Origin of the sequence: Streptomyces sp. NPDC001027, assembly GCF_040299045.1 — a bacterium.
Lineage (GTDB): Bacteria > Actinomycetota > Actinomycetes > Streptomycetales > Streptomycetaceae > Streptomyces.
The window spans coordinates 1-24,417 of record NZ_JBEPBI010000067.1; the positions used below are offsets into that span (position 1 = coordinate 1).

Below are 24,417 nucleotides of genomic sequence, written 5' to 3' on the forward strand. Positions count from 1 at the left end.
GGCCGTTCACGGCCTGACCAACCACGAGATCAGGCACCCGCGGGGGCCTGCGGATGCGGCGACTCAGGCGTTGTGGGCAGGGTGCCCGTCTCAGGGCGCTGGGCCGGCGCCGATGCGGATCGGAGTTGCTTGATCACTCCGGCGATCAGAGCCACGGCGGTGGCCAGTCCGCTGAGCAGCAGTGATCTCTGGCTGCCTGGGTCGAAGGCGAGTCCGGTCACGATGCCGACCAGGATCAGCACCACCAGTGCGGGAAGGTAGGGGAAGCCCCACATGCGCACCGTGAGTTTTTCGGCCTCGGCCGCGCCCATGCGGCGGCGGGTCTGGATCTGGGTGGCTGCGATGAAGAGGTAGACCGCGACGCCGATGGTCCCGGAGGACTGCAGGAGGAAGAGGAAGACGGAGTCGGTGGGGAAGAAGTAGTCGGCCACCACGGTGAGGAAACCGCCGGAGCTCGCGGCGAGGACGGCGTTGGCGGGAACGCCGCGCGCGGTCACGCGGCCCAGAGCGGCAGGCAGTTCACCACGCCGCGCGGCAGCGAACATCATGCGGGAGGAGGCGTACATACCGGAGTTGAGCAGCGACAGCACCGCGGTCAGGACGATGACGTCGACGATCGCTGTCGCGTGCGGGACACCGAGCCGCGCGAGTACGGCACCGTAGGGGCCGGCCGCGATGTCCTTGGAGTCGGAAGGAATGAGGGTGACGACGACAGCCACCGACCCGACGTAGAAGATCATGATCCGGACGATGACCGAGCGCATCGCACGGCGGACCGCGGCGGCGGGCTGCTTGGCCTCGCCCGCGGCGATGGTCACGCTCTCGGCACCGAAGAAGGAGAAGAAGACCACCAGACAGGCGAGCCAGACCGGCTGCCAGCCGTGCGGGGCGAAGCCGTGCCCAGTGAGGTTGGACAGTCCCGGCGCATCGGTGCCGGGCAACGCACCGGTGATGGCCAGCGCGCCGATTACCAGGAACGCGCAGATCGCGACGACCTTGATCAGCGCGAACCAGAACTCGAACTGGCCGAAGGCTCTAGCCGAGACCAGGTTGGTCAGTGTGAACACCAGCATGAAGACCAAAGCCGCCGCCCACGGTGCCACCGCTGGGAAGAACCCGTGCACGACGGCCGCGCCGGCCGTGGCCTCGAAGCCGATCACGACCACCCATGAATAGGTGTACAGGGAACTCACGGTGACGCCCGCCCAGGGGCCGAAGGCGCGGGTGGCGTAGGTGGCGAAGGAGCCCGAGTCGGGCGAGGCCACAGCCAGTTCAGCGAGCATCCGCATGATCAGGAAGACGACGGCGCCGACGCCGATGTAGGCCAGCAGCACGGCGGGGCCCGCCGCGGAGATCGCCGTGCCGCTGCCGACGAACAGGCCGGCGCCGATGACTCCGCCGATGGCGATCATGCTGAGTTGCCGGGTGGACAGGACGGGCTTGAGAGCCCGCGGGGACGGGGGTGTAGAGTTGTTGATCATCTGGAGCCTCCAGGAGGTCGCCGGATCAGGAAAGGCGCGGAGATCACCGGGACAGGGTGGGAATGTCCGCGTCTGCGAGCCGCTGGAAGGCGTGGGCATACGCCTGTGCGGCACGTTCGAGGTCGTCCGCGTCCAGCGCGGTCGACAGGTTGATCATTCCGCGAGGGGTCGTGTAGACCCCGTCGAGGAGTAGCGCCACGTGCAGCGCCGCGAGCGCAGGCGTGGCCGCCGCTCGGGCCTGTTCGGCGTTGAGGGGCGCGGTAGCGGCCAGGTGCAGGTTGAGGATGGATCCCGCGCGCGTCACCGAGGCCGCGAATCCCGCTTCGGCCGCCGCCGTGGTGATGGCACCGGCCAGCTGGTGGGCGGCCCGGTCGAGGCGGTCGATCGCCCCGGCGTCGAGGTGGCGCAGGGTGACGGCGCCGGCGGCCGCGGCGGTGAGGTGACCGTTGAAGGTGCCGGAGTGCGCCAGATTCCCCTCGGTGGTCGCCGCGGTCAGCCGCATCAGCTCCTCACTGCCACCGATCGCACCGATCGGCATGCCGCCGCCGATGACCTTGCCCATGACGGTCAGGTCCGGGCGCAGACCGAGCCGGCCCTGCTCGCCGCCCACGGCGTTGCGCAACGACTGCACCTCGTCCAGCACGAACAGCGCCCCGCGCTCGTGCGCCAGGTCGGCCACGGCTGACAGGAAACCCGGCTGCGCGGGGATCACTCCCGCGGCACCGAGGAACGGCTCGGCGAACACCGCGGCGATGTCGGCGGTGAGCGCCTTGGCTGTGGCATCGAGATCGTTGTAGGGGACGGTCACCACGTCGGGATCACCGGCCAGCAGCGGGGGCGCGCTGCCGTGGTAGGCGCCGTCGAACAGCAGCAGCCGCGCCCGGCGGGTGGCGCGCCGGGCGAGGCGCGCGGCGAGCACCGACGCCTCGGTCCCCGAGTTCGTGAACCGCACCCGCTGCACGGACGAGATGCGGGAGACGAGCAACTCGGCAAGGTGCCACTGCAGTTCGTGTGGGCTGGGAAAGACCGGACCTGAGGACAGCACTGCCGCGGCTGCCTGCATGGCGGGCTCGTATGCGTTGCCGTGGACGAGCGAGGTGTAGTTGTTGACCAGGTCCAGGTACTCGATGCCGTCGACGTCGTACAGCCGCGAGCCGTGGCCCTCGGCGAGGATGACCGGGTAGGGCGGGTAGTACGTGATGAACCGGGTCTCTCCACCGGGCAGCACCGCGGCAGCCCGCTGGAAGGCGGCTGCCGATCGCGGAGTGCGGGCGCGGTACTCGTGAAGCAGAGTCTCGGGCACGGCCGAGCTCCGTTCCTGGTCCTGGCGGCTGGCAGGCAGCGCGTTCATGCCCTGGCTCTTGTGTACTGACTCATCGCGCTCAGGGCGTCGTCGAGGAGTGCGAGCAGGAGATCGGTCTCCTCGGCGGTGACGGTGAGCGGAGGAGCAAGGAGGATCGCGTCGTTGATGCCGCCGGTTGCCGGGTAGACCAGCAGCCCCTGCTCGCGGGCGGCCAGGACGGCTGACCGGGTGAGGGAGCCGACGGGGTCGCCGGGGCTTCGGGTCACGCGGTCGCTGACGAGTTCCAGTCCCTGAAGCAGGCCAAGGCCGCGGACCTCGCCGATGACCTCATGTCGTGCGCCCAGCTCCTCCAGACCCGCCCGTAGCTGCTTGCCTCGCTCGGCGGCGTTCGCCACCAGATTCCGGGACTCCACCGCCTCCAGCACGGCTAGGGCGACGGCGCTGCCGAGCGGGTTTCCGCCGTAGGTGTGCCCATTGGTGACCGACGCGGTCCCGGCGGCGATGGCATCAACGATGTGCTCACTTACCAACACGGCGGACACCGGCGTGTATCCGGCACCCATCCCCTTGCCGAGTACCACCAGGTCCGGGCGTACGTCCCAGTGCTGCGAGGCCAGCATGGTGCCGGTGCGGCCCAGGCCCGTCATGACCTCATCTGCGATTAGCGGCAGGCCCCTCTCCCGGCACAGCTCAGCAAGAGCAGGTAGGTAGCCGTCGGGCGGCGTGATGGCGCCTCCCGCCGCGCCGCCGACCGGCTCGACCACCACGCCGGCCGCACCCGAGCCGTGAGAGTCCAGCGCCTCGGCGGCCCTCTCAGTGAGGAAGGCAGTGAACGCTGCATCGTCTCGGCCTTCGGCGAACCGGTAGGCGTAGGGGGGAGTCAGCTCGTTGAACCCGTGCAGCAGCGCCTCTGCGACCCAGCGGCGCTGAGGATGCCCCGACAAGGACAGACCGCCCAGCGTGGCGCCGTGGTAGCTCACCGCATGGGAGAGGAACCGCGCCCGCTCCGGCTCGCCCTGCTCCCGCCAGTACTGCAGGGTCAGCCGCAGCGCCGTTTCCACCGCCTCGGAGCCGCTGTTGCACAAGAAGACGTACGGGTAGCCGGTCATCGCGCCCAGCCGCTCAGCAAGCTTCTCCGACTGCTCGCTGTGGAACGTCCCGCGGTGCGCGAAGGTGATCCGCTCAGCCTGCTCGCCCATGACCTGCAGGATCTCCGGGTCCGCGTGTCCCAGATTCGCCGTCACCGCACCGGAGCAGCCGTCCAGGTAACGGCGCCCGTGCGCGTCGTAGACGAACACCCCGCGCCCGTGACTGACGAATGGCAGCTCTTCGCCGAAGAAGAACTTGATCAGCCGACTGCCGTCGGGCTGCATCGCGACGCGAGAGGCGGACAGCGCATGGTCCATGACGGGTGACTCCTGGAGATCGCGCAAGCGTGCCAGGCGGGCTCGCAAGCGGCGGTGCGTATGTACAGGCCGAAAGGCTGACAAAGCGACTGAATCGCTTGTACGTCGAACAGGATGTCTTGTACGCGGGACAAGAGCAAGGGGTATGGGTAAACCTTCTGTTTCCCCAGACGAAGGCCCGGGGGCGCCCAACCGCCCCTCAGACGTCAGATGATCTTGGAGTGCAGCCCTCTGACCAGCACATCCAGCGCCACATCGAAGCTACGGTCCATGGGCCTGTCCCGTCCCGACTCCCACCTGGTCAGGAACGCGTTGTTCTCCAACAGCGGCAGGTTTCGGGCAAGCACCGGGAACGTATTCGGATCGATCCCTCGCAGCTCTGCCGCGAAGCCCTTCTGCCAGCCGGCCTCGGCGTCCGAGGGGGGCGCGGACAGTTCCAGAGTCACCCAGCCCAGCACGAACCCGATCACCGTGTTGTAGACGTCGACCAGCTCGGCACCGGTGAATCCTGCCCCCTCCAGCACACCGAGTATCCGCTCCACAAACGGGACCGCCGTCGTCGACACCGCCAGCTGCGACCCCATGATCGGAACCAGATTCGGATGCCGGTGCATGGCCGCCCGGCACAGCCGGGCCACCTCTCCCAGCCAGACATCCCAGTTCATCCCATGCACAGACGGCAGAACGATGTCATCCAGGACCCGCGCGGACGCCGCCGCCACCAACTGCGGCTTGGAGCCGACGTGCCAGTACAGCGCCGTCGGATAGACACCCATTTCCTTGGCAAGCGCCCGCATGGTCAGCGCTTCCAGCCCATGTTCGTCCGCATACCGCACAGCAGCGTCCACCACCTCCTCGCGCGACAAGGGTGCGCGCGATCCCTGCCGGGCACGGTTTCGCGGACCACTGCTCTCGCTCATCCGGGTTCCTCCCCCACGTACTCAGTCGGACCCGCAACGTTAACCCTTCTCCGGGGCGGCGAAACGGCATCTTCGGCCGGCCTCCCGGTCCGCGACCAGCACAGGCATGCCTATGCCCCGCTTCGCAGCCCGGCTCATCGAGGATGCCCAGAAGCGGGGCGAGGTCCGAGAGGGCCCGCGGAGGAGATCGGCCTGTCGGTCATGGCCGCGATCCACGGCTACATTGCCCTCATCGTGACCGGTGGCATCCCCGCCGGCACCGGCGAACAGGAACCGAAGAACACGTTGCGTTCGCTCCGCATGGCTGGGGCCATAGTTCGCAGGGCGGGCCAGCCGTCTCATCCCCTGTAGGCATAGACGAGCACGCCCTCGTTCCTGCCACCAACCAGGCGACACGCGCGGGTTCAGCGGTTACCCCCTCCAGGAATCCGCGAACTCGCGTGCTTCCGATCCATCGAGGGTGAAAGTTGATCGCGACGGGCCGGGAGAGCGTGACGTCCTGCATATGAACGTCTACGTAGCGGACAACCAAGCTGACCGCCGCGATCTGCGCGGCAAGCAGGTCGAGGCGAGCGGCTGCGATCCTTATCCGCACCGGGGCGCGCAGGACTGACTGGGACAGGTCGAACACGCCACCGCAGACGATGGGGCCCGCCAGCCGCTGGGCGAACTCGGTTCCGGGGAAGCGGGCATCACCCTTGAAGCGGGCTCCGGCGAAGACCGCGTCCTGGCCGAACGTCGCCCCGTCGAATGTTGCCTTCTCCTCGACTTCTGCTGAGACGAAGACAGCACCGTGGGAAAACTGGGCGTAGTGGAAGAACGCCTCGCCGAAGATCTGAGTGCGGGAGAAGAACGCCTCGCCGGCGAAGGTGACGTGAGCGAAGTCCGCATCTGGAGCGAAAAGTGCGTCCTGGAACCAGGCGGGACCGTGGAACTGCGCATACTCGAAGGAGGCCCCGAACTCAAAGACGGCTTCCTCGAAGAGTACGTCTCCGCTGAAGGTGACTTCGTCGAACGAGGCATCGTGCAAGAAGTGAGCCAGCCAGAAGAACGCGTCGCCGACGAAGGTGTTGTCCACCGCTGTCTTGAGCTCCTCCCGCAGTTCCTGGGTGAAGGGCACGCCGCAGCAGTCCACCGCCGCACCGGGCGACAACGCCCCCGAGAGTCTGGCGCCGTTCCTCCGCTTCGAGATGAGCCAGACACCGTTCGTACGGCGCCCACGCCGCCCACGGCACGTCGGCGCAACCATCATCCGTCGCGCAGGTCGGCCAGGTCAGACGAGGGCCTTCACGCAGGAAGGCCAGGACGGGAAGGGCTGGATGTATCGGGTTCACCGGTTTGGAGGGCGCCGCTGTCGACGAGGAAGCTCGGAGTCATAGCCGGTGCGACGGCAACGGCGCACTCGCCCCAGCCGTTGCGAGTCCCCGTCGCCCAGGGCAGCCCTAGCACCAGCTGGCCGACCGTGGACCGCGCTGAGGCGCTCACCTGTTCCCCCCTTCGCGTGGTGATCCCTTTCACCTGATCTTTTCTCCGAGAGCATTGGACGACAAGTTGGTCCTCGGCCACTGTTAGGGACGTCCAGGTCCACACCATCGACCAGAGGCTCTGGCCGACCTCCAAAACCTCCGTGGTGAGGCCGCGCACTGTCTGCACGGTGATTGAGCTGAGCGGACACGGCCGTCACTCAGGCTCGCGAAGCCCGTCCTGGCGCGCTCGACGCTGTTTCGCCATATTGCTTAATTCTATTTAGTTTTATGGACAGGGTGGGCGCAGGACGGTGGACGAGCTGCTCTTGTACGACACCTCGTGAGGAAGGCCGATGGACGTGTCGTGGCCCCCGCGCCTGGGTCTGGGGGACCAGGTCCGGTATGCGGGCCGGGGTTGGGTGGTAGCCGGTTTCACGCGCGGGCTTGTTCAACTGACCGATTCTCTGGGCGACTTGGCCTATCCCTCGGTTGAGGAGCTGGCTCTGTCCTCGGATTTCGAGGTGCTGGAACACGGTTCGCGCGTGCCTCCGGTCCGAGTCGTGCCGACGACCAAGGCGGTCCTCGAACAAGCCCGTTGGTGGGAACGGCACATCACGGAGGTCATCAGCGGTCTGCCTCTGGGATCCGCTCAAGACGCCGCACCTCGTTCCGAGTACGACCCCGCTGTCCGCACGCTGAGCCAGCGGGAAGCAGCCAAGGCTGCCGAACTCACCGCGGCAGGAGTGACCGGTGCTTCGGCACGCACGGTGCGGCGCCGTCGTCAGCGGTACCAGGCGGATGGACTCGACGGGCTGGTCGACGGACGCGCCGTGCGGGAGCGGACTCCCGGCGCACACCAGGACCCACGGGTCCTGGAGGTGCTGCTGACCCTCATGGCGGAAGAGGTCCGGCAAGGGGGTACCACGTCAGCCGAGGAGTACCGGCGGTCGGTCGGTCGCATGTTGGACACGCGATACGGCATCGGCGCGGTGCCCCTGCCGTCACGGTCCACCTTCCAGCGGCTGGTGAAAATGGTCCGGGAACAGCGCGGCGACGCACGTGGCATCACACTGATCGACGAGAACGGAATCAGGCTCTCCCGCCCCGGCGAGCGCGTGTACGTCGACACGTTCGAATTGCCACTTCCCTCGCACCTGGCTGGCCCTTCCCTGCGATCAGTGCGAATGACGGTCGCGATCGACGAACTGACGCACACAGTCTGCACTTTGACGGTCCACATGCCCCACGACGGAGTGGACGGCCCGGCCCTGCTGGCCCGCCTGTGCGGTCCTCCCGCCCTTCGCACTGCGTACGGCAGCGGCGATGAGCGCGTGGCCGTACCGCTGATCCTCCCTGAATCGATGGTTCTCGACGGCTCGCGGATGCGCCGAAGGCGTGAGTTCCAGAACGAGTGCCGCGCCATGGGTATTCGGATCGAGAAGCGCCGCCCGGTGGAGAAGACGGTCGGAGAGCGCATCACCAGCAGACTCGTCACCCTCCTCAGCGCGGAGCTGACCACGCTCAAGGGGAACCCCTCCCACGACGACGTTTCTCTCATCAGCTGGTTGCAGGACTGGGCCGAGCAATGGGTGGAATCGGTCTGGCATCACCAGCCCCAATGGAAACTGCAGGCGACGGGCGGCCAGCGCCGACACGCGACGCCCTATTCAGCGTATGAAGCCTGCGTCGCCAGATTGGGATGGGTGCATCTGCCACTGGGCAGGCAGGCGAGGGTGCGCCTTCTGCCCAGCGTGACCCGTCGGGTGACGGAGAGAGGCATCCTCGTCAAGGGGCACCGTTACTTCCACTCCGAACTCGCCTTGGTGCCGTCAACTCACCCTGTCGAATTGAGATTTGACCCGTACGACCTCCGCCAGGTGTGGGTGCGCACGAGGGCGGATGTCTGGTTGCAGGTACCCCGGGCCATCGACACCTTGGGGCAACCGCCCTCCATGCGGGCCTGGAGGGCTACCAGCACCACACACCGATCCCAGCCCGATGCCCCCGCTCGCGAGCCATCCGCCGAGCTGGACTCGATCCAGGATCGGCTGTCCTACCACGCTCAACTCCCCATTCTCCGCACGCCGTTCCTCCAAGAGGCGCTCCGTCTCAGCGCCCGGCTTGCCCTGCTGAACCGGACAACCACGAGCGGGAGGCAAGGGCTGTTGGTCACAGGCCCCCCTCGCAGCGGAAAGACCACCGCCCTGCAGGAACTGGGCCGACATTTCGCTCACGCGACCATCGCCGGCCGTCCGCTCGGACAGGCCGTTTACCTCCGCCTCCACCCGGCCGACAGTGACCGGACAGCACTCCTCCGGCTGGGAAAGCTCATCGGCCTCCCCCCTCACCCGGGCAGGATGAGCACAGTCGCTGCCTCCGAGGCCGTACAGGAAGCCCTGATGTCATCGGAGACCGGTCTGATCCTGGTCGACGACGCCTTTCCGAAGGCACCAACCGCCGCTAGTTCAAAGCCTGTTGAGGCACTGACTTTCCTGGCGGATCAGGTGCCTGTCCTGTTCGTCTACGCCGCCTCAGACACGGCAGAGAACCCCTTCGCGCGGACGCACGGGGCAGGTCAGGGACGTCTGACTCGGCTGCAGGCAGCCCCCATACCGTGGGGGCCGGATTGGCGATGCCTGGTCGAGTCCCTCGACAAGACCCTTTGGCTACGCCGTCACGAGCCCGGCTCTCTGCTTCGGCTGGCACCCGCACTGCACCACAGGACTGGCGGCTGGGCAGGAGCCCTGGCCCACCTCGTGCGCTCCGCCTCCATCGACGCGATCCTCTCCGGCCGTGAGGAGATCACCGAACAGGGCGTCCGATCCATCGCCGTGTGAACGACTCGGCATCACAGAGCTGTTGGGGAGGCAGTCAGCCGCAGAAACCAGGTTTCATGACCAACCCCGGATCAGACTGACGCTTAAGACTTGCATTCGTGCACCATCCGGATGTCCCCTGCCCTCTGCCCCTGCTCCGCCCTGCGACAAGGAGGGCGGCAGAAGGTCTGCCCGGGTCGCAATACCGATCGCGCACGAGCCATCTGTGCCCGGGCCTGACCGTGTCTGTTCTCCTCTGCCATACGGGCAGACGGCCTGCCTGACTCACCTCTACTGTGACTGCCATGAGTCAGCTCGAAGGCCACCTGCCCTCGGCAGACTGGGTGGCTCAGGACCTGGAGCAGATGCTCCGCGAGTGCGATGCGCTCATCGAGTCCCACGAAGAGCAACTGCGCCGGCTGCGCGATTCGATCGGCGAGCTCGAAGCGGAGCTTGAGCATGCCCGCGGAAACCGCGAGGAGGCCGGCCGCGTCTTGGAGACCCTGCGCGCGGCCGTACGAGAGGGCCAGCAGTTGCGAGCCACTCGAAGTCAGTCTCCGAGTCCGCACCTCCGCGTCGTCCCCGACCCGGAGAGTCCGCCCACGACACCCACCGATTCCGAGACCAGTACGCCTGCGGCCCCGCAACTCCCTTCTGGAAATCCGGTCGTACTCGTCAGGGGGGCGCGATCCGTAGTCCTCATGAAGGTGATCTCGACCGAGGGTCAGCGCGAATGGAGCGCGCGGGCGGTCACCGACGCCCTCGGCGATCCCTCTGACGCCGTCCGCCGAAACCGTTCCGTTCTGGACAACCTCGTCAGGCTCGGCGCGCTGACCAAAAGCGAGAAGCCCAACAGCGCCGACACGGGAACGAACGTCTTCTACCGCCTCGCGGCCCCCTGGCAGGCCGTTTGACCCCATGCCGACGCGGGCCGTGGGCTCGAGACCCAGCTACAACTCCACAGCAATAGACCGCCGCCGCGTCTGGCCTCCTGGTTGGTAGCCCTGGGCCTGGACACGGCGGCGGTCAGCGCCCAACAGGTCGCCGTCCTTGACGCTACCGGCTTGCCGTAGCGCGCACCGGGCGTTCGGCCAACTCACCCCCGAAGGGTCGAACAGCCATGCCCGAGTGCCCATCACGTTCGAGGGCGGCGTTCGTCGCGCTCCGCCGTCTCCACGTCCCGCTGCCGGGTGATCCCCTCGGCCTGCGGCTGCACCTTCCGCCCGCTCTCATCCCGCGGCCACTCCAGGTGATTGGGCCAGAGCGGCTCCCCGAGAGCGCCCTCCAGGTTCGCCACGGTCAGCAGATCGGGCCACACGGTCCCGGCCAGCACGTTGGCGATCACCTGCCGGTTGACGTCACTCGCCTGGGCCAGCGCGTTGGCGCTGATCTTCTGACGCTCCATGGCCTCCGCGAGCGCGCGAGCCACCGCCTGGGCCACCTGCGCTCCGAGATGGTGATCCATCACGGCGTACGGCCAAGGGCCGTCGACGACGTATGCGCACGGCTTTTGGGCACGTCGATTTCCTCCAGGCATGTGAACAGTGTGACGGAGGCGCCGCCAGGATGCGCCCCACCCTCATGCATGCTACTCAAGTGGCAACATCTTGTGAGGGTCAACGCGGACGTTCGTTCCGGGGAGATTCTCTACGTTCGCACGATCAGGGCTTGCGAGGAAGGAGCCGAGCGGTGACGAGGACCCGACGGAACACCCCCGCTCCGACCACGAAGCCCCTGCCGACGGACCGGGTCCTGGCTCATGAGCATCTGGCGATCACCCGTGCCTCGTGCGCCGCCAAGGACACCTTCACCGCACGCGATCTTGAGCAGGCCACCGACGTTCCAGCCCGCCGCTGCGGGCTCGTCATAGCCTTCGTGCGCGCGTACGGACTCATCGAGCAGGCACCGGGGCGAAGCACCTACCGGCCTACCGAGGCGGGGGAGAAAGTCGCCCAGGCCTGGGACGCGAGCGAGGAGAAGGGCCTGCGCGCACTGCGCGAAGCGTGGGCGAAGTCCTGGTTCACTCGGAGCACGAGCCACCGCTTGGCGCAGGGCCCCGCGCTGCGGGTCGGTCTCGTGAGCAAGCTGATGCGCCTCTCGGAGGCCGACGAGACACAGCACCGCAAGGTGGAGATCCTGGTCGACCTAATGGTGAGCGTCGGCATGCTGCGCCCCGAGGACGGCGGTTACCTGCGCTGGAACGAGGGCGCCACCATCCCAAAGCCGCGCACTCGGTCGCGAGCGGAAGCCGCGGACTCCGCACCGGCCGATGCGCCCGTCGATCCCCCGGGCGAAAAGGCGGAGCCTGCTGCTCCCATCCCCCACCCGCGCCCGCCCGCCGACGTGCCTTCTTCCGGGACGGCGCACGAGGACCTGATCCGCCTGCTCAGCCCGCCGATCCTCTTGGCCGATCTAGCTCGCCTGTCCGCGGAGGACATGGTCGCCCTGTACAGCCACCTCCGCGGGCTGGCCACGATCCTCGCCAAGTTGAGGGGAGCGTCCGTGACGTAGACCACCGCACGAACAGAGCAGGTCCGGCAGCGCCGCATCCCTTGCCCGGGTGGCACTGCCGGACCCCCACCTCCACCACTCCGCGCGCGGTACAGCCGCGCACCCGAGGGGCTTCGGCATGCCCTCACACAAGGTGAGGGGCACCACCCACGTTAACGGGCGCGCGCCTCTTTGCCGCACCACTGTGCCGCGCGCCCGTTCGCGCGGCCGGAAACGGGAAGATGCCCGTGGCCAGGACAAAGATCAAGAACGCTCTCCTGTCCGTCGCCCGGATCTGGCGTCAACGTGCCGCTTCCGGCGAACTCAGCCTCGAGACCGTCGTCCTCTACACCCAGATCGCCGAACGCCTCCAGCGGTTCGCCGAGGCACAGGGCGTGACCTACCTGGACGACGTCTCCGCCCAGCTCGCCACGTACTTCATCGACGCCCCCGGCCACGACCGCCACCAGCGCCTCATCCTCAACCCGGCCGACGGCACCCGCCGGCAACGCCGCTCCGCCCTTGAGGCGCTCTTCGCCGAAGCACGGGCGCTGGGCCTCACCAAGGCGGCCCCGCTCGTCGATCTCCCGCCGATTCCGCGCAGCCCCCGCAAGCAGGGCGCCGAACTGACCGACTCCGATGTCCAGTTGCTTCGCTTCCACGCGGAGCGCGGCATGCCTGCCACCCGGCATGCCGCCCTCCTGGCACTGCTGCTGGCCGGCCTGCACACGGCGGAGATCGCCGCCGCGACCACGGACGACCTCGACCTCACCGAAGCCGAAATCTGGACGGACGGCGCCACGCGGACCCGTAGCCGCTGCTGCCTCCTGGACGAGTGGGGCGTGCGGGTGCTGTGGCTGCGCCACTCGCATCTCGTACGAAGCGGGCCGACGGGAGCACCGCCGCGCCTGGTCACTATGGCCTCGTCCGCGTACCGCTCGCAGGCCAGCGTCTGCTCCGGATTCGGCGACATCGCCCGCCGCAGCGGACTGGCCACCCATGAGCGCAGGGTCGAACCCAAGGACGTCACCCGCTACGTCGCCCGCAGGATCTTCTCCGAGACCGGCCAGCTCTCCGAGGTCGCCCGCCGCCTCGGCCTGTCCTCCCTCGACTCCGCCGCCGCGCTCGCCGGGCACCAGTGGAACGCCGAGGGCGAAGGCGGTGAGGTGGCGTGACCGCGCCCAAGAAACCCTTCCGCCGGGCCAAGGGGAAGACCACGAAAGCCCGCGACTGGCTGTTGGGCCCGATCCCCGACGACGCCTTCGGCTCCGCCTCGGACCCCCCGCCTCAGCCAGGCCACCAAGCGCCCCCGCTGACGATCGACGAGCGATTCGAGTTTCTTCTGAACAATCCCGACCTGTTCGAGGCGGTCCGGCAGGCCCTGCCAGTACGCGAACCCGGCAGCGTCGGGCGCCCGCCCGAGTATCCCCCGTACGTTTACTTTGTCTTTCTGTGCTCGATATCCATTTTCCGCTCGGCCCGCAGCACAGCACGCCATCTCCAACGCGAGCTCTGGTGGAACCCGGTCTGTGAAGCTGTACGAAAGCACCTGGGGTCCGAGGAAGCCGATTCCCTCAAACCGATCGGCCCGAGCCTGAGCCAGTGGAACTATTTCTTCAAAAACCACCTCAAGACGCATATGGGTGCTGTGCGTGATGCAAGCCGGGATTTATGGATCCAGCAAGCTCTCGACATGGGGATGCTGACGGAGTCAGGATCACGCGGAAGCTGGATCTACCCTGAGCGCGAACAGGTTATCCATGGAGACGCAACAGTGGCGGCACCACCGTCCAAACACACCCGGCATGAAATCGTAGACAAGGAAACGGGAGAAGTTCGACGTCACCGGGTGGACCCAGACGCCAGCACCACCACCGAAGGCGGAGGCAAGCCGGTTTACGGAAACAAGTTCCTCTCCCTCGCTGTCCGTGTAACCCGCACTCCGCACAGCCGAGTCATCCTGGCTCTGGAGTCCGTACGCACCAAATCGAGGAAGCGCGACCCTGAACGGGAAGACGAAGGGACCGCTGTGGTTCGGCTCATGCACCACATCCTGAGCAAAGCACCCGGCATCCGTGCGTTCACGTACGACACCGCCCTCCGCGGTGTCCACCGAGCCCCCCTGGTCGCAGACGGAATCGTGGTTTTCACCCGCCAGCATGGCGGGCTGGAACCTCACTCTCTGCAGCGTTACGAAAAACACTACGAAAAGAACAAGAAGTGCAGTCACGACCTCTACACCGCGGAGGGGCGAATTTGCCAGCGCCGCTTCACGGTGGACGGCGATACCTACTACACACCCCTACCCGTAGAAGAGCTGGAACGCCGAAAGCAGAAGAAGAGCCGCTTTTACCACCGCCTCGTCGTCCCCTGCTCACACGGCGACCACGAGTTGCGTATTCGCGTGGATGAAACCAAAGAGGACCGTGAAATCGACCCGTCCAACAAGAAGCCGCGCTTCAACCGGACCGAACATCTGAGGCAGATCCCACCCAACACACCTGCCGGTCGCCGACTCCTGGGATTCCGGCAGGACAGCGAGTCGAACCACTCCCGCTTCGACCAGGCCTACCCCCACGAACGCGTCCCCGCCTACGGCGCCAACGCCGGCCTGCTGATCTACATCGGCTACGCCTGGGTCAACAACTCCATCACCCGGGCCCTGGGCCGGAAGCCACTCTCCCTCGCCGCCTGACCCCGCCGTCCACGGGTCGTCTGCCCCTGCTGAGCCGCCGGCACCACTCGGCCAGACCTCCCGCCCAACGGCCAAGATGACCAACCCTCCAGCCGCCACCATGCCAGCCGCTACACTGTGGGCGGTGGCACAGCTGCACGCCAGCCATGCCGCCGCACCTCTGCCGGGAACACGTCTGACGCCCGTCTCATCTGGGCATTAATTTCAGACACATTTTCCGACAGATCCCGGCCTTCGTAGCTCAGGGGATAGAGCACCGCTCTCCTAAAGCGGGTGTCGCAGGTTCGAATCCTGCCGGGGGCACCAGGCGAAAGGCCCCGGACCGATCATGGTCCGGGGCCTTTGACATCCACTTTTGACATCAACGCGGGCGGTCAGTCCCGCCCGGGGCGCCTCTTCCACTTCCTCAGCAGCCGGTCCATGTGGCTCATGGCCTCGCGCTGGGTGTCCTGCACGACGTGCGTGTACACGTCCATGGTGATGCTGATCTGGGAGTGGCCGAGGATCTCCATCACGACGCGGGGCGCGACTCCGGCCGCCGTGAGGAGCGTGGCGGTCCCGTGGCGGGCGTCGTGCAGCCTGATCACGCGGAGGTCTGCGGACTCCGCGACGCGGGTGTAGGAGCGGTAGAGGTTGCGCGGCTCGACGGGGCGGCCGGTGCGAGTGGCGAAGACGTAGTCGGAGTCCGTCCACCTCTCCCCCGCCTGGACGCGAGCCTCCGTCTGCCGCATGCGGTGCCCCTCTTGTACGGTGCCTGCCAAGGGGGCCGCCATGCATGATCAGGACTGGGACGACGACAGCGAATACAGGTCGGCTGTGAGACGCACGCGGATCACGATGGCGACCGCGTTGATCGTCACCCTGTTGGTAGCCGGGTTCGTAGCTGTCGCCATCTTCGGCATATCGCTGTTCGTGGACCTCGTTGAGGCTCGCAGTCGGTAGCCGTACCCCTCTCGTGCCCCATAGGAGAGCACCAGGCAACTACGGTGCACGGACATGCGAACGACCCCGGACCGATCTGCCTGTTCAGGGTCCGCTCACCTGCGGTGGGTGTGGGATCTGAACCCACGGTCACAGCGCTGCCACGACGGTTTTCAAAATCGTCGGGGATGGACGCTGTCATTGCGCTTTGCTGGCCCAGTAGCTCACTTGCGGGCCAGCGCGGCCCGCACCGCCTTGGCGCCTGTGCCCATGGTTTCGTCGAGGTTGACCGCCTGATCGACGAGCCACGCACCCCGTTCGCCGGGAACGAGCCGAAGTGCGGTGTGGGCGATCATGCCGGGTGCCGCCGAACCGGCATCGAGGGCCACCCACAATCCGACTCCTGCCGGATGCGGGCCGAATGCCTCGACCTTGACCGTCTCACCGGTGGTCACCCGCGCGTCCGAATAGGCGCGGATACGGGACGTCTTAGTGATCTCTACGCACTCGGCGATGCTGTCCGCCCCCATGCTCTTCCGCAGGCGTTCTGTCCGGGCTTCGCAGGCGGCCTCCCAATCCTGGTCCACCGAGGCTTGTTGAAAAGCTCGGGCAGCCTTGATCGCCGCCGCATCGGGCTTCTCGCTTCCCCCACCACCGGTGTCGTCGCAACCGGCCACCGGTAGGGCCACCCCCATCACGAGCACCCCAGCGGCACGGCCAATTCGAGCAGCCACGTTATGTCCCCCCTGTTCATCGCGCTCTCCCCGCACCGTTCGGAGGATTACAGCACAGAGCCCGAGTGGCTGGACTGAGTGCGCTCAGCACGACAGTGAAGCACTGCCCGACGGCGGTGACGGCGGTGAGGTTCCCCCGCACTGCGGGAGTAGCTGACTAGCTGGTCAGAGCGGGTGATAGCCACACCAGCTCAAGGGCCCGCCACCTACGGATTTCCGTAGGTGGCGGGCCCTCGACGGTAGTGGTTGACGGCAGTCGCCTCTCAGGCGACGGGCAGACGGCGCTTGAGCAGCCGGTCCATGTGGCTATCGCCTCCCGCCGAGCGCCGTACACATCCACTCGTCTATACAAGTCACGCCGGGAGGGGTAGCGGCGGACAGTCAGCCGCCGAACGGGGCCTGAGGCGCCTGGGCGGGGTTGAGCACCAGCACCGCGTGGCACGGTGGCCGAGGCCGGAGCGGACATCGGGCAGGGACATTCCGCACCGAACCGGAACGGGACGCACTGGTCACCCGCGCCGACCGACTTGTGCAGAACGTCAAAGTGCGACCCGCGGGTTTGTACACATGCGGCTCATGACGAGGCTCCGGGAGAATCCCCTACTGTGTCCTCATGCGTCAGGCATTCCTGAACTCAAGGGTCACTGACGGCAGTTGAGAATCTCCCGGATCGTGAAACCGGGATGTCAGGATGCTTGCGCGGCGACTGTCCGGCCCCTTACGTCCCACCATCCGACGCCACGTCGCAGCACATCGGTCGCGCCTGCCCGCCCGGAATCCTCACCGGACGCCGGCGGGCAGGCCCCGATCCTCGGAAGGCCCGGCAATGACATTGCACATGGACGGCACAGCAGTCCTGATCCTGCTGGTCGCGACGGCGGCGGCGATGGCCGTATACCGCTTCAGGGACCAGGCCGCGACGGGCGGCGGCCCGCATGCACGCGATCTCGTGGGCGCGATCTGTGTCTGGGGGACAGTGGTCGCCGCGTTGGTGGCCTTGTTCGCGTTCTCGCCCCCGGCGTCGACGGACGGCGACTCACGGGCGCCGACACAGACCACGTCCTCCGCCCGGTGAGTTCCGCGGGCCCGCTCGCCGGGGAACCACTGGCCCGCACACGGCGGTGGCACCCCGGGGCGGCCGCTCGTCAGCATGCCCCCCCGATTCAGACCGAGGCGCCCGTCACAGCCAGCCGTGGCCAGCACGGTTTCTCGTGCGCTGATGGCATAGCCATCTGACCCAAGCAGCGGGCTCCCCGTTGCACCCACGCAGCGGCTCACAGGTGGTCTGCGTCCCAAGTGAGTGTCTGACTGCGTGACAACGCTGGCGAACAGCGGCGGACGAGCGTGGACGTCCGCGGACCGTTGCAGCAGATGAGGGCTGCATCAGCCCAAGGCGCCGCCGCCCCCACGCAAGTTGTCTCGGGACGAAGAGGTCACCGCCCAATACCCCTCCGCCACGGTTCCGCCGCCGCAACCTGCCCCGGTGGACGGAACGCACCCCGACAGCGTGGCTGAGGCCGGTGGGGGTACAGCGAGGCACACGCGTGCGTGATCGGTCGCCGCGCCCACCGTCGTGGCTGACTGTCGTCGGCTGTGGCACAGGCACCAGCCCTTTTCCTGCTCCGTTCAGAATGAGGGCGTGAAGCGGGCGGATTGGTTGAGGTGGAATGGGGAGCCCGGAGCCGTCGGAGTCCAACCGGCGCGGAGAGCGAGCTGAATGGCCTGGGCAACGTCGGACGGCAGTACAGGCGTGGCCTCGCGACCGAACCGGTTACGCGGATGCGGGGTTGGTAGTGACCACCGCCGACGGACCCGCTGAAGCGTGTGACGGATGTACCGCTCCCCCGTGTACAGGTCCACGTCCGACCTGGTGAGGCCGTGGACTTCCCCTTGGACCAGCCCCCAGACGAGGGGCAGCGAGTGGGCGCAGTACAGGTAGTCGCGCCAGAGCCGGGCGTTCTCCAGGAAGCTGCGGGGTTCCTCGACTGAGCACGATTCGGGACGCTTGCGCCGGGTGCCGGGTAGCGTCCGTTCAGTGAATCTCCACCTCGGCGACGATGTTCCTGGCGGACTGACGCCAACGGGCCGGGCCTTTGTCGGCACGCACGGCATCAGGATCGACACCGACTCGATCGAAGACCACAGACAGCGCTGGCTGGAGCGGGACATCCCGTCAGCAGTCATCGACCGGATGGCTGCGTTCCAGCGACGGTGGGGTGGCCTGGTTCTGCCTCCCGGACCGCAGTACGAGGGCGGCCCCCGGTACTTTCACCCCGATGTGCCGGAGGCCGCGCCCTCTGGAGGATGGTCGTTCGCCGCAGGAGATCAGCGGTGCTCTGTGGCCTACTCCTTCGTGATCGGGCCGGCTGACGAGTTCGGCATCGACGGAGATCGGTGGACACCGCTTCATGCGAGCGTGGAGGGATGGGTCGAGTCGCTCGCACTGGCGCACCGTGCGTCCTTGCGCGCGAAGCACATCACCAAGGTCGTCGGCGACGACGTCGACAGCGTTGCGCTGGACGACTTTGAGCCGGTGCGAGAGGTCCAGGGGCTGGCTGACACCTGGTGGCGAGGAGCGGACTCACTGGTGGCGATCTATTCAGGTCGGGCAGAGTGTTTGGCCTTTCCTGCGGCTCGCACTGCATTGATCTACTCCGGCCTTGACGAGTTCGGGCTGAGAGGATGAGTCGAGGCCTTGCTCCGGCCCTGAATTGACCTCAGCATTTCCAAGCTGAGGGCGTCCGACTCGTCGGCTCAGCCGGCTCCCCGTAGAGTCGCTGCATGGTGATTGCGACTGTCCGTGAGTGGTACGACGAGGAAGGGTGGGGCGTACTCGACTCCCCCGAGACGCCCGGCGGTTGTTGGGGCCACTACGCCGACATCCAGACGAAGGGCTTTCGTACGCTGTCGCCTGGGCAGCGTGTAGATCTCCGGTGGGAAGCCCCTGGCTTCAAGCAGGACGGCTACGACTACCGGGCCGTGAGGATCGTGCCTCGATCGAGCCCCTGAAGCGGGTGTCGCAGGTTCGAATCCTGCCGGAGATGCCGCGCGACGAGGCCGACTGATTCCTCTGAACTGCGTTCCTGCCCCTACATCTCCGTCGGTCATCGACGGACGCGGTCCTGCCCTTCATCACCGCCGTCCTCGGCGTGCTGTTCATCGCCCTGTTCGGTTTCCATACGCCGCCGTCCGGCAATCTCGCTTTTCGGATCGGCGTCCGGCGGGCTTGAGGCGTATGGGCACTTGGTCGTCGGCGCGGTCGGCCGCCGGGTTATGGCGTGGAGGGGTGGTTGGGGGTCGGTGGGGTGGGGCCGGCGGTGTGGACTCCGTTCGTCACGCGTAGGAACTCCAGCTTTTCCGCGTCGGCGGAGCCTGCGGCCACCGTGTAGACGACGAGGCGGATGTCGCAGCCCGGGACGGTGAGCACATCGCAGTCGCAGGTCACCTCGCCGACCTGGGGGTGCACGATGGTCTTGCGGGACGAGACGTGGCGTCCGACCGCGCCCTTGTCCCACAGCCGGGTGAACTCCGCACTGGTGGAGCGCAGTTCCTCGATGAGGCCGGTCAGTCGACGGTCGCGGGGATAGGTGACGAGAGCCGTGCGCAGATCGGCGACCAGGGCGGGGCGCAGGGCGTCGCCCTCCTGGAGCACGGGCCAGGCCGCGAGCCCCGAGGGGCCCGTCGCGAAGACCGCCCGCGCCAGGTTCCGCTCGGCGGGCGGCCGTGCGCCGGGGTCGCCGAGCAGCACGGCCCATCCGGGAGTCCAGGACAGCAAGGTCCAGTCGGCGCTGAACACGCCCACGGGGAACTCTCCGAGGCGGGCCAGCATCCGTTGGACCCCCGCCGGAACGTGCGTGGAGATCGTCCCCTCCTGGGGAGGGAGCAGGCCGGCCAGGCGGTAGGCGTAGTCGCGCTCCGCGGGCTGCAGCTGCAGTGCCCTGGCCAGGCTCTCGACGACCTGCGCCGAAGGGCTCGTGGCGCGTCCCTGCTCCAGGCGCACCACGTAGTCGACCGACAGCCCGGCGAGCTCGGCCAGTTCCTCGCGTCGCAAGCCCGCCGCACGTCGCCCGGGCCGCGCCGGCCGCCCGACGTCGACGGGGGAGAGGCGGTCGCGCCAGCGGCGCAGCGCCGTGCCAAGGGTCTCGTCCACTCGACCATTGTGTCCGCCGGACAGCCGTCGTGCCTGGTACTGGCCGTCCTACCGTCGCAGGAGGCACTGGTTGTCCTCTCGTCACGGGCTGAGAGTGAGCGCATGACGACAACGTTCATCACCGGAGCCAACAAGTCCCTCGGGTACGAGACCGCCCGCAGATTGATCGACGCCGGCCACACCATCGTGGTCGGCGCTCGCGATCCGGAGCGTGGCCAGGCGGCCGCCGACGCGCTCGGCGCTCGTTTCGTGCAGATCGACGTGACGGACGACGCGTCGGTCGCCGCGGCCGCCGCCGACATCGAGGCTCGCGAGGGCGGCATCGACGTACTGATCAACAACGCCGGTGTCTTCGGGGCACATGTTCCCGCCGACCAGCTCACGGCCGCCGACGCGTCCGCTGTCTTCGGGGTCAACGTCGTCGGGATCGTCCGGGTGACGCACGCGTTCCTGCCGCTGCTGCGCAAGTCCGCCCACCCGGTCATCGTCAATGTGTCCAGCGGCATGGGGTCGTTCGCGGCCACCCATGACACCGGGCGCGTCGAGGGCCGGGCCGTCGCGCCGCTCTACACGGCGTCGAAGGCCGCCGTGACCATGCTGACCACGCAGTACGCGAAGTCCTGGCCGGAGGTGAAGGTCAACGCGGCCGACCCCGGCTACACCGCCACCGACTTCAACGGGCACAGCGGCCCGCAGACGGTGACCGAGGGCACCGACGCGATCGTCGAACTCGCCACCATCGGCGCGGACGGACCGACCGGAACCCTCCGCGACCGCCACGGCGTGCTGGGCTGGTGACCCGCCCCTGAATCAGGGTCACCCTCCTCCCCGCCCGCACCCCGCCCTGTCTGCGCCGCCCCCCCACTGGCTATAACGACCGTCATATTCTACTGTGGCCTTTCGCTATAACGATCGTCATAGCGAAAGGCCGTCGTAGAACGAAGGAGCCGCCATGCCCCTGGTCCGGCTGACCGCCCCGACCGGTTCCCTGAGCGAGGAGGGCCGCGCTTGCGTCCAGCGGGACCTCGCCGCCGTGCTGCTCCGCTGGGAGGGCGCACCCGACACCGCCTTCTTCCGCGCCCAGGCGTGGAGCTATCTGGTGGAGATTCCCGAGGACGCGCAGATCACGGCGGAGGACGACGCGCCGCGATTCCTCGTGGACGTCACCGTCCCGCAGGGGGCTCTGTCCGAGCGCCGCAGGGCCGGTCTGGTCGAGGAGGCGACGAAGACCGTCCTGTCCGCCGCCGGCCTCGGCCCGGACGACGCCCTGCGGGTGTGGGTGCTGGTGAACGAACAGCCCGACGGCGCGTGGGGTGCGGGCGGCTCCGTCATCCGCCACGCCGACCTGGTGGCGCTGGCGAAGGAGAAGCGCAGCGATGCGTGAACTGACCTACGTCGGCCGGCGCACCGTCGAGTGGCGCGAAGCGCCCGACCCCCGGCTCCAGGCGGACGGCGAGGCGATCGTCGCACCGGTCGCCGCGACCTCCTGCGATGTGGACTCCGCGATCCTGGCCGGACACGGCTTCATAGAACCGCCGTTCGCCCTCGGCCACGAGTGCGTGGCCCGGGTCGTCGAGACCGGCGACGCCGTCACCGCCGTCGCCCCGGGCGACCTAGTCGTGGTGCCCTGGTCCGTCAACTGCGGCGCCTGCGCCCACTGCCGCAGGGGACTGACCGCGCACTGCACCTCGGTCCCGTACATGGCCATGTACGGCGCACCCATCGGCGGCAACTGGGGCGGTCTCTTCTCCGACCTGGTCCGCGTCCCGTACGCGGACGCCATGCTCGTCCCGCTTCCCGCCGGCGTCGACCCGGTCGCCATGGCCTCGGCGAGCGACAACTGGTCCCTGTCCTGGCGTCTGATCGCCCCCCACCTCGAAGCCCGGCCCGGAGCCAGGGTCCTGGTCGTCGCGCGCGGCAGCATCGGCCTGTACGTGTGCGACATCGCCCGCGCGCTCGGCGCAGGCGACGTCCTCTACGTCGACCCCGACCCCGAACACCGCGAGATCGCAGCGGGCTTCGGCGCCCGCACCGCCGAGACGATCGAGCCGATCCGGCACGGCTTCGACATCGCCGTCGAAGCCACCGGCCGCGTCGACCAACTCGCCCTCGCGCTCAACTCCCTGGCGCCGGAGGGCATCTGCGAATCGGCGGGCAACCACTTCCGCCCCGGCGAACTGCCGCTGCTCGACATGTACCTCACCGGCGTCACCCTGCGCATCGCCCGGGACAACGTGCGCCACCACCTTCCCGACGCCCTGGACCTCGCCGCGTCCGGGAAGGTCACCCCCGAGCGGGTCGTCTCCCATGTCCTGGACTGGGAGCGACTTCCCGAGGTTCTTCCCGAGAAGCACCTCAAGCCCGTCTTCGTCCGCGACACCGCCGCGCCGCGAGCCGCCCACTGACCCCCGCGACCCCGCGACCCCGCGACCTCGGATCGTGGATACCGGGCGGCGCCCCCACCGGCTCTACCGTCCGGCCGTCGGTCGCCGCCCGCACCCTCTCCTCTCCCCGGCTCTGCGCCCTCGCCGACACCCACACCGACGCCGACGCCGACGCCGACGGGCGGGGCTCGGCGGCCGCTGCGGCTGGACGGGTGTAGTTCGTCGCCTGCGTCCGACGCCCTGCGCCCGGAGCGGCACGCCGCGGGATTACATGGGCGTGCGCCTCGGCGCGGGGCGCGCCGGCGTCGTTCGCGGCCCCGGATCCGACGAACGAAAGAGCGCAATGGCAGAGCGCGACCCTCGCAACCGCACTGGCCGCGGCCCGCTACTTCGCGGGCTCGCCGCTGCCGTGCTCGCGGCCGGCATGCTGGTGGCCTCGGCGGGACAAGGACAAGCAACCGGCCCGGCCACTCCGGCGCCCGGCGCACAGTTCACGCCGTTGACGGCGGCAGTGTTGACCAAACCGACGCCGTTCGTCGCCACGGACGGCAAGACGCACATCTCGTACGAGCTGCTCACCACGAGTGCGCTGCCCAGCAGCACGCCGCTGCGGCTCGACCGCGTCGAGGTCCGAGACGCCCGCACGCACCGGGTCGTCGGCTCGCTGCGCGGGCAGGCGCTGGCCGACGCCGCCAACCCGGTGGGCGACCCGCTGCCGGGTGCGGACGGGTACACCCCGGCGCCTCCGGGGCCGACGCCGACCGTCATCCAGGGCTCCCAGCAGTGGATCATCTGGCTCGACCTGGTCCTCGACCGCCGCCGGCCGGCGCCCGAGGTCCTCGAGCACCGTCTCTCGGGCGCCGTGCTGGCCCCCTCCGGCCCCTCCCCCTTCGTGGAGACGGTGCAGGCCACCCGGACCTCCGGCAGGCCGCCGTTGAACCTGAGCCCGCCGGTCCGTCCCGGTACCTGGTACTCCAGCGAGTCGTGCTGCGGCAACACCCACCACCGGCGCGGCCTCGCCCCGATCAACGGCCGTTTCTACGTGCCGCAGCGCTTCGCGATCGACTGGTACCGGGTCGGCAGGCAGGGCCAGACCTGGCAAGGCGACCCCGCACAGCTCACCAGCTACCTGAGCTACGGTCAGCCGATCGTCGCCTCGGCCGGCGGCACCGTGGTGGAGGTCCAGGACGGAATCGCGGACAACACGCCGCCCGTCACACCGCCCGTCCCGCCGATCGAGGACACCGTCGGCAACCACGTCACCGTGCAGGTCGCGCCGGGCCGCTATCTGCTCTACGCCCACATGAAGCCCGGCTCGCTCAAGGTCCGCAAGGGCGACCGGGTCGACACCGGCCAGGTCCTCGGGTTGATCGGCAACAGCGGCAACTCCACCACGCCGCACCTGCACTTCCAGGTGATGACCACGGCGCACTTCTTCCCCACCGACAGTCCGCCGTTCACCTTCCGGCACTTCCGCGTCGTCGGACACGTCGTGCCCCGACTCTGGGACGACAACCTGGGCCTGCAGCCGACCGGCGTCCTGCCGATCACGCCCTCGCCGTACGACGGCCCTCACCGTGACCAGTATCCGCTCGACCGCGAGATCTTGAAGTTCTGACCGGACGCCGGTCGGACCCACGGCCGAGCGCAG

General features: G+C 68.2%; 21 protein-coding genes, 1 tRNA gene and 1 pseudogene. 14 read left to right on the top strand and 9 right to left on the bottom strand.

Going from position 1 to position 24,417, the window contains the following annotated elements; genetic code table 11:
- Positions 1-29: 29 nt before the first annotated feature.
- From ABT300_RS19990 to ABT300_RS20010, 5 genes are all read right to left on the bottom strand, one after another.
- Positions 30-1,481: an amino acid permease gene (locus ABT300_RS19990; protein WP_351677353.1), complete on the bottom strand. Its 1,452-nt coding sequence runs from the start codon at positions 1,479-1,481 to the stop codon at positions 30-32.
- 43 nt (positions 1,482-1,524) lie between these two features.
- Entirely contained in the window at positions 1,525-2,784 is a 1,260-nt protein-coding gene (locus ABT300_RS19995) for an aminotransferase class III-fold pyridoxal phosphate-dependent enzyme (protein ID WP_351677355.1), read from the bottom strand.
- Positions 2,785-2,828: 44 nt separating this feature from the next.
- Positions 2,829-4,190: an aminotransferase class III-fold pyridoxal phosphate-dependent enzyme gene (locus tag ABT300_RS20000; protein ID WP_351677358.1), complete on the bottom strand. Its 1,362-nt coding sequence runs from the start codon at positions 4,188-4,190 to the stop codon at positions 2,829-2,831.
- A 206-nt stretch (positions 4,191-4,396) separates the two neighbouring features.
- Positions 4,397-5,110: a TetR/AcrR family transcriptional regulator gene (locus ABT300_RS20005; protein ID WP_123761382.1), complete on the bottom strand. Its 714-nt coding sequence runs from the start codon at positions 5,108-5,110 to the stop codon at positions 4,397-4,399.
- Between the two features lie 229 nt (positions 5,111-5,339).
- Positions 5,340-6,230 carry a pentapeptide repeat-containing protein gene (locus tag ABT300_RS20010; protein ID WP_351677362.1) on the bottom strand — a complete coding sequence of 297 codons (891 nt, stop codon included), beginning with the start codon at positions 6,228-6,230 and terminating at the stop codon, positions 5,340-5,342.
- A gap of 699 nt (positions 6,231-6,929) precedes the next feature.
- Between ABT300_RS20010 and ABT300_RS20015 the strand changes: the two genes are divergently transcribed.
- Together ABT300_RS20015 and ABT300_RS20020 are read left to right on the top strand one after the other, a co-directional pair.
- On the top strand, positions 6,930-9,413 hold the full coding sequence (locus ABT300_RS20015; protein ID WP_351677365.1) for a Mu transposase C-terminal domain-containing protein: 2,484 nt from the start codon (positions 6,930-6,932) through the stop codon (positions 9,411-9,413).
- A 284-nt stretch (positions 9,414-9,697) separates the two neighbouring features.
- Entirely contained in the window at positions 9,698-10,306 is a 609-nt protein-coding gene (locus ABT300_RS20020) for a hypothetical protein (RefSeq protein WP_351677368.1), read from the top strand.
- Positions 10,307-10,527: 221 nt separating this feature from the next.
- Here the strand turns inward: ABT300_RS20020 and ABT300_RS20025 are convergent, their stop codons facing one another.
- Positions 10,528-10,857, bottom strand: coding sequence for a helix-turn-helix domain-containing protein (locus tag ABT300_RS20025; RefSeq protein ID WP_166662369.1), 330 nt, complete (start codon positions 10,855-10,857; stop codon positions 10,528-10,530).
- Between the two features lie 224 nt (positions 10,858-11,081).
- On the opposite strand from ABT300_RS20025, the gene ABT300_RS20030 reads away from it, so the two are divergent.
- The 4 genes from ABT300_RS20030 (at position 11,082) to ABT300_RS20045 (ending at position 14,883) form a co-directional block, all read left to right on the top strand.
- Positions 11,082-11,903, top strand: a complete 822-nt coding sequence (locus ABT300_RS20030; protein WP_351677370.1) for a hypothetical protein — start codon at positions 11,082-11,084, stop codon at positions 11,901-11,903.
- A 227-nt stretch (positions 11,904-12,130) separates the two neighbouring features.
- Entirely contained in the window at positions 12,131-13,057 is a 927-nt protein-coding gene (locus tag ABT300_RS20035; protein ID WP_351677373.1) for a hypothetical protein, read from the top strand.
- A complete protein-coding gene (locus tag ABT300_RS20040) occupies positions 13,054-14,577 on the top strand; it encodes a hypothetical protein (protein WP_351677375.1) in 1,524 nt (507 codons plus the stop codon). Before ABT300_RS20035 ends, ABT300_RS20040 begins: the two co-directional genes overlap by 4 nt.
- 230 nt (positions 14,578-14,807) lie before the next feature.
- Positions 14,808-14,883, top strand: a tRNA-Arg gene (locus ABT300_RS20045).
- A gap of 68 nt (positions 14,884-14,951) precedes the next feature.
- Here the strand turns inward: ABT300_RS20045 and ABT300_RS20050 are convergent.
- A pseudogene (locus ABT300_RS20050) lies at positions 14,952-15,314 on the bottom strand (tyrosine-type recombinase/integrase); the annotation flags it as partial.
- Between the two features lie 34 nt (positions 15,315-15,348).
- On the opposite strand from ABT300_RS20050, the gene ABT300_RS20055 reads away from it, so the two are divergent.
- Positions 15,349-15,519: a hypothetical protein gene (locus ABT300_RS20055; protein WP_351677377.1), complete on the top strand. Its 171-nt coding sequence runs from the start codon at positions 15,349-15,351 to the stop codon at positions 15,517-15,519.
- Positions 15,520-15,722: 203 nt separating this feature from the next.
- Here ABT300_RS20055 and ABT300_RS20060 read toward each other — a convergent pair whose 3' ends face one another.
- Entirely contained in the window at positions 15,723-16,232 is a 510-nt protein-coding gene (locus ABT300_RS20060; RefSeq protein ID WP_351677380.1) for a hypothetical protein, read from the bottom strand.
- 838 nt (positions 16,233-17,070) lie between these two features.
- Here ABT300_RS20060 and ABT300_RS20065 point away from each other — a divergent pair.
- The 3 genes from ABT300_RS20065 to ABT300_RS20075 all read left to right on the top strand — a co-directional run bounded on the left by ABT300_RS20065 (position 17,071) and on the right by ABT300_RS20075 (position 19,241).
- Positions 17,071-17,307: a hypothetical protein gene (locus ABT300_RS20065; RefSeq protein ID WP_351677382.1), complete on the top strand. Its 237-nt coding sequence runs from the start codon at positions 17,071-17,073 to the stop codon at positions 17,305-17,307.
- A gap of 960 nt (positions 17,308-18,267) precedes the next feature.
- Positions 18,268-18,918 carry a hypothetical protein gene (locus tag ABT300_RS20070; RefSeq protein ID WP_351677384.1) on the top strand — a complete coding sequence of 217 codons (651 nt, stop codon included), beginning with the start codon at positions 18,268-18,270 and terminating at the stop codon, positions 18,916-18,918.
- Positions 18,919-19,013: 95 nt separating this feature from the next.
- A complete protein-coding gene (locus ABT300_RS20075; protein WP_351677387.1) occupies positions 19,014-19,241 on the top strand; it encodes a S1 domain-containing protein in 228 nt (75 codons plus the stop codon).
- Positions 19,242-19,503: 262 nt separating this feature from the next.
- Here ABT300_RS20075 and ABT300_RS20080 read toward each other — a convergent pair whose 3' ends face one another.
- Positions 19,504-20,382, bottom strand: coding sequence for a helix-turn-helix transcriptional regulator (locus tag ABT300_RS20080; protein ID WP_351677390.1), 879 nt, complete (start codon positions 20,380-20,382; stop codon positions 19,504-19,506).
- 102 nt (positions 20,383-20,484) lie between these two features.
- On the opposite strand from ABT300_RS20080, the gene ABT300_RS20085 reads away from it, so the two are divergent.
- The 4 genes from ABT300_RS20085 to ABT300_RS20100 all read left to right on the top strand — a co-directional run bounded on the left by ABT300_RS20085 (position 20,485) and on the right by ABT300_RS20100 (position 24,384).
- Positions 20,485-21,180 (top strand): SDR family NAD(P)-dependent oxidoreductase, encoded by a 696-nt coding sequence (locus ABT300_RS20085; RefSeq protein WP_351677393.1) that lies wholly within the window; start codon positions 20,485-20,487, stop codon positions 21,178-21,180.
- 154 nt (positions 21,181-21,334) lie between these two features.
- Positions 21,335-21,766, top strand: coding sequence for a tautomerase family protein (locus ABT300_RS20090; RefSeq protein WP_351677396.1), 432 nt, complete (start codon positions 21,335-21,337; stop codon positions 21,764-21,766).
- Positions 21,759-22,787, top strand: coding sequence for a zinc-dependent alcohol dehydrogenase (locus ABT300_RS20095; RefSeq protein ID WP_351677399.1), 1,029 nt, complete (start codon positions 21,759-21,761; stop codon positions 22,785-22,787). Before ABT300_RS20090 ends, ABT300_RS20095 begins: the two co-directional genes overlap by 8 nt.
- 490 nt (positions 22,788-23,277) lie before the next feature.
- Complete coding sequence (locus ABT300_RS20100) at positions 23,278-24,384, top strand: M23 family metallopeptidase (RefSeq protein WP_351677424.1); 1,107 nt, start codon at positions 23,278-23,280, stop codon at positions 24,382-24,384.
- Positions 24,385-24,417 lie beyond the last annotated feature (33 nt).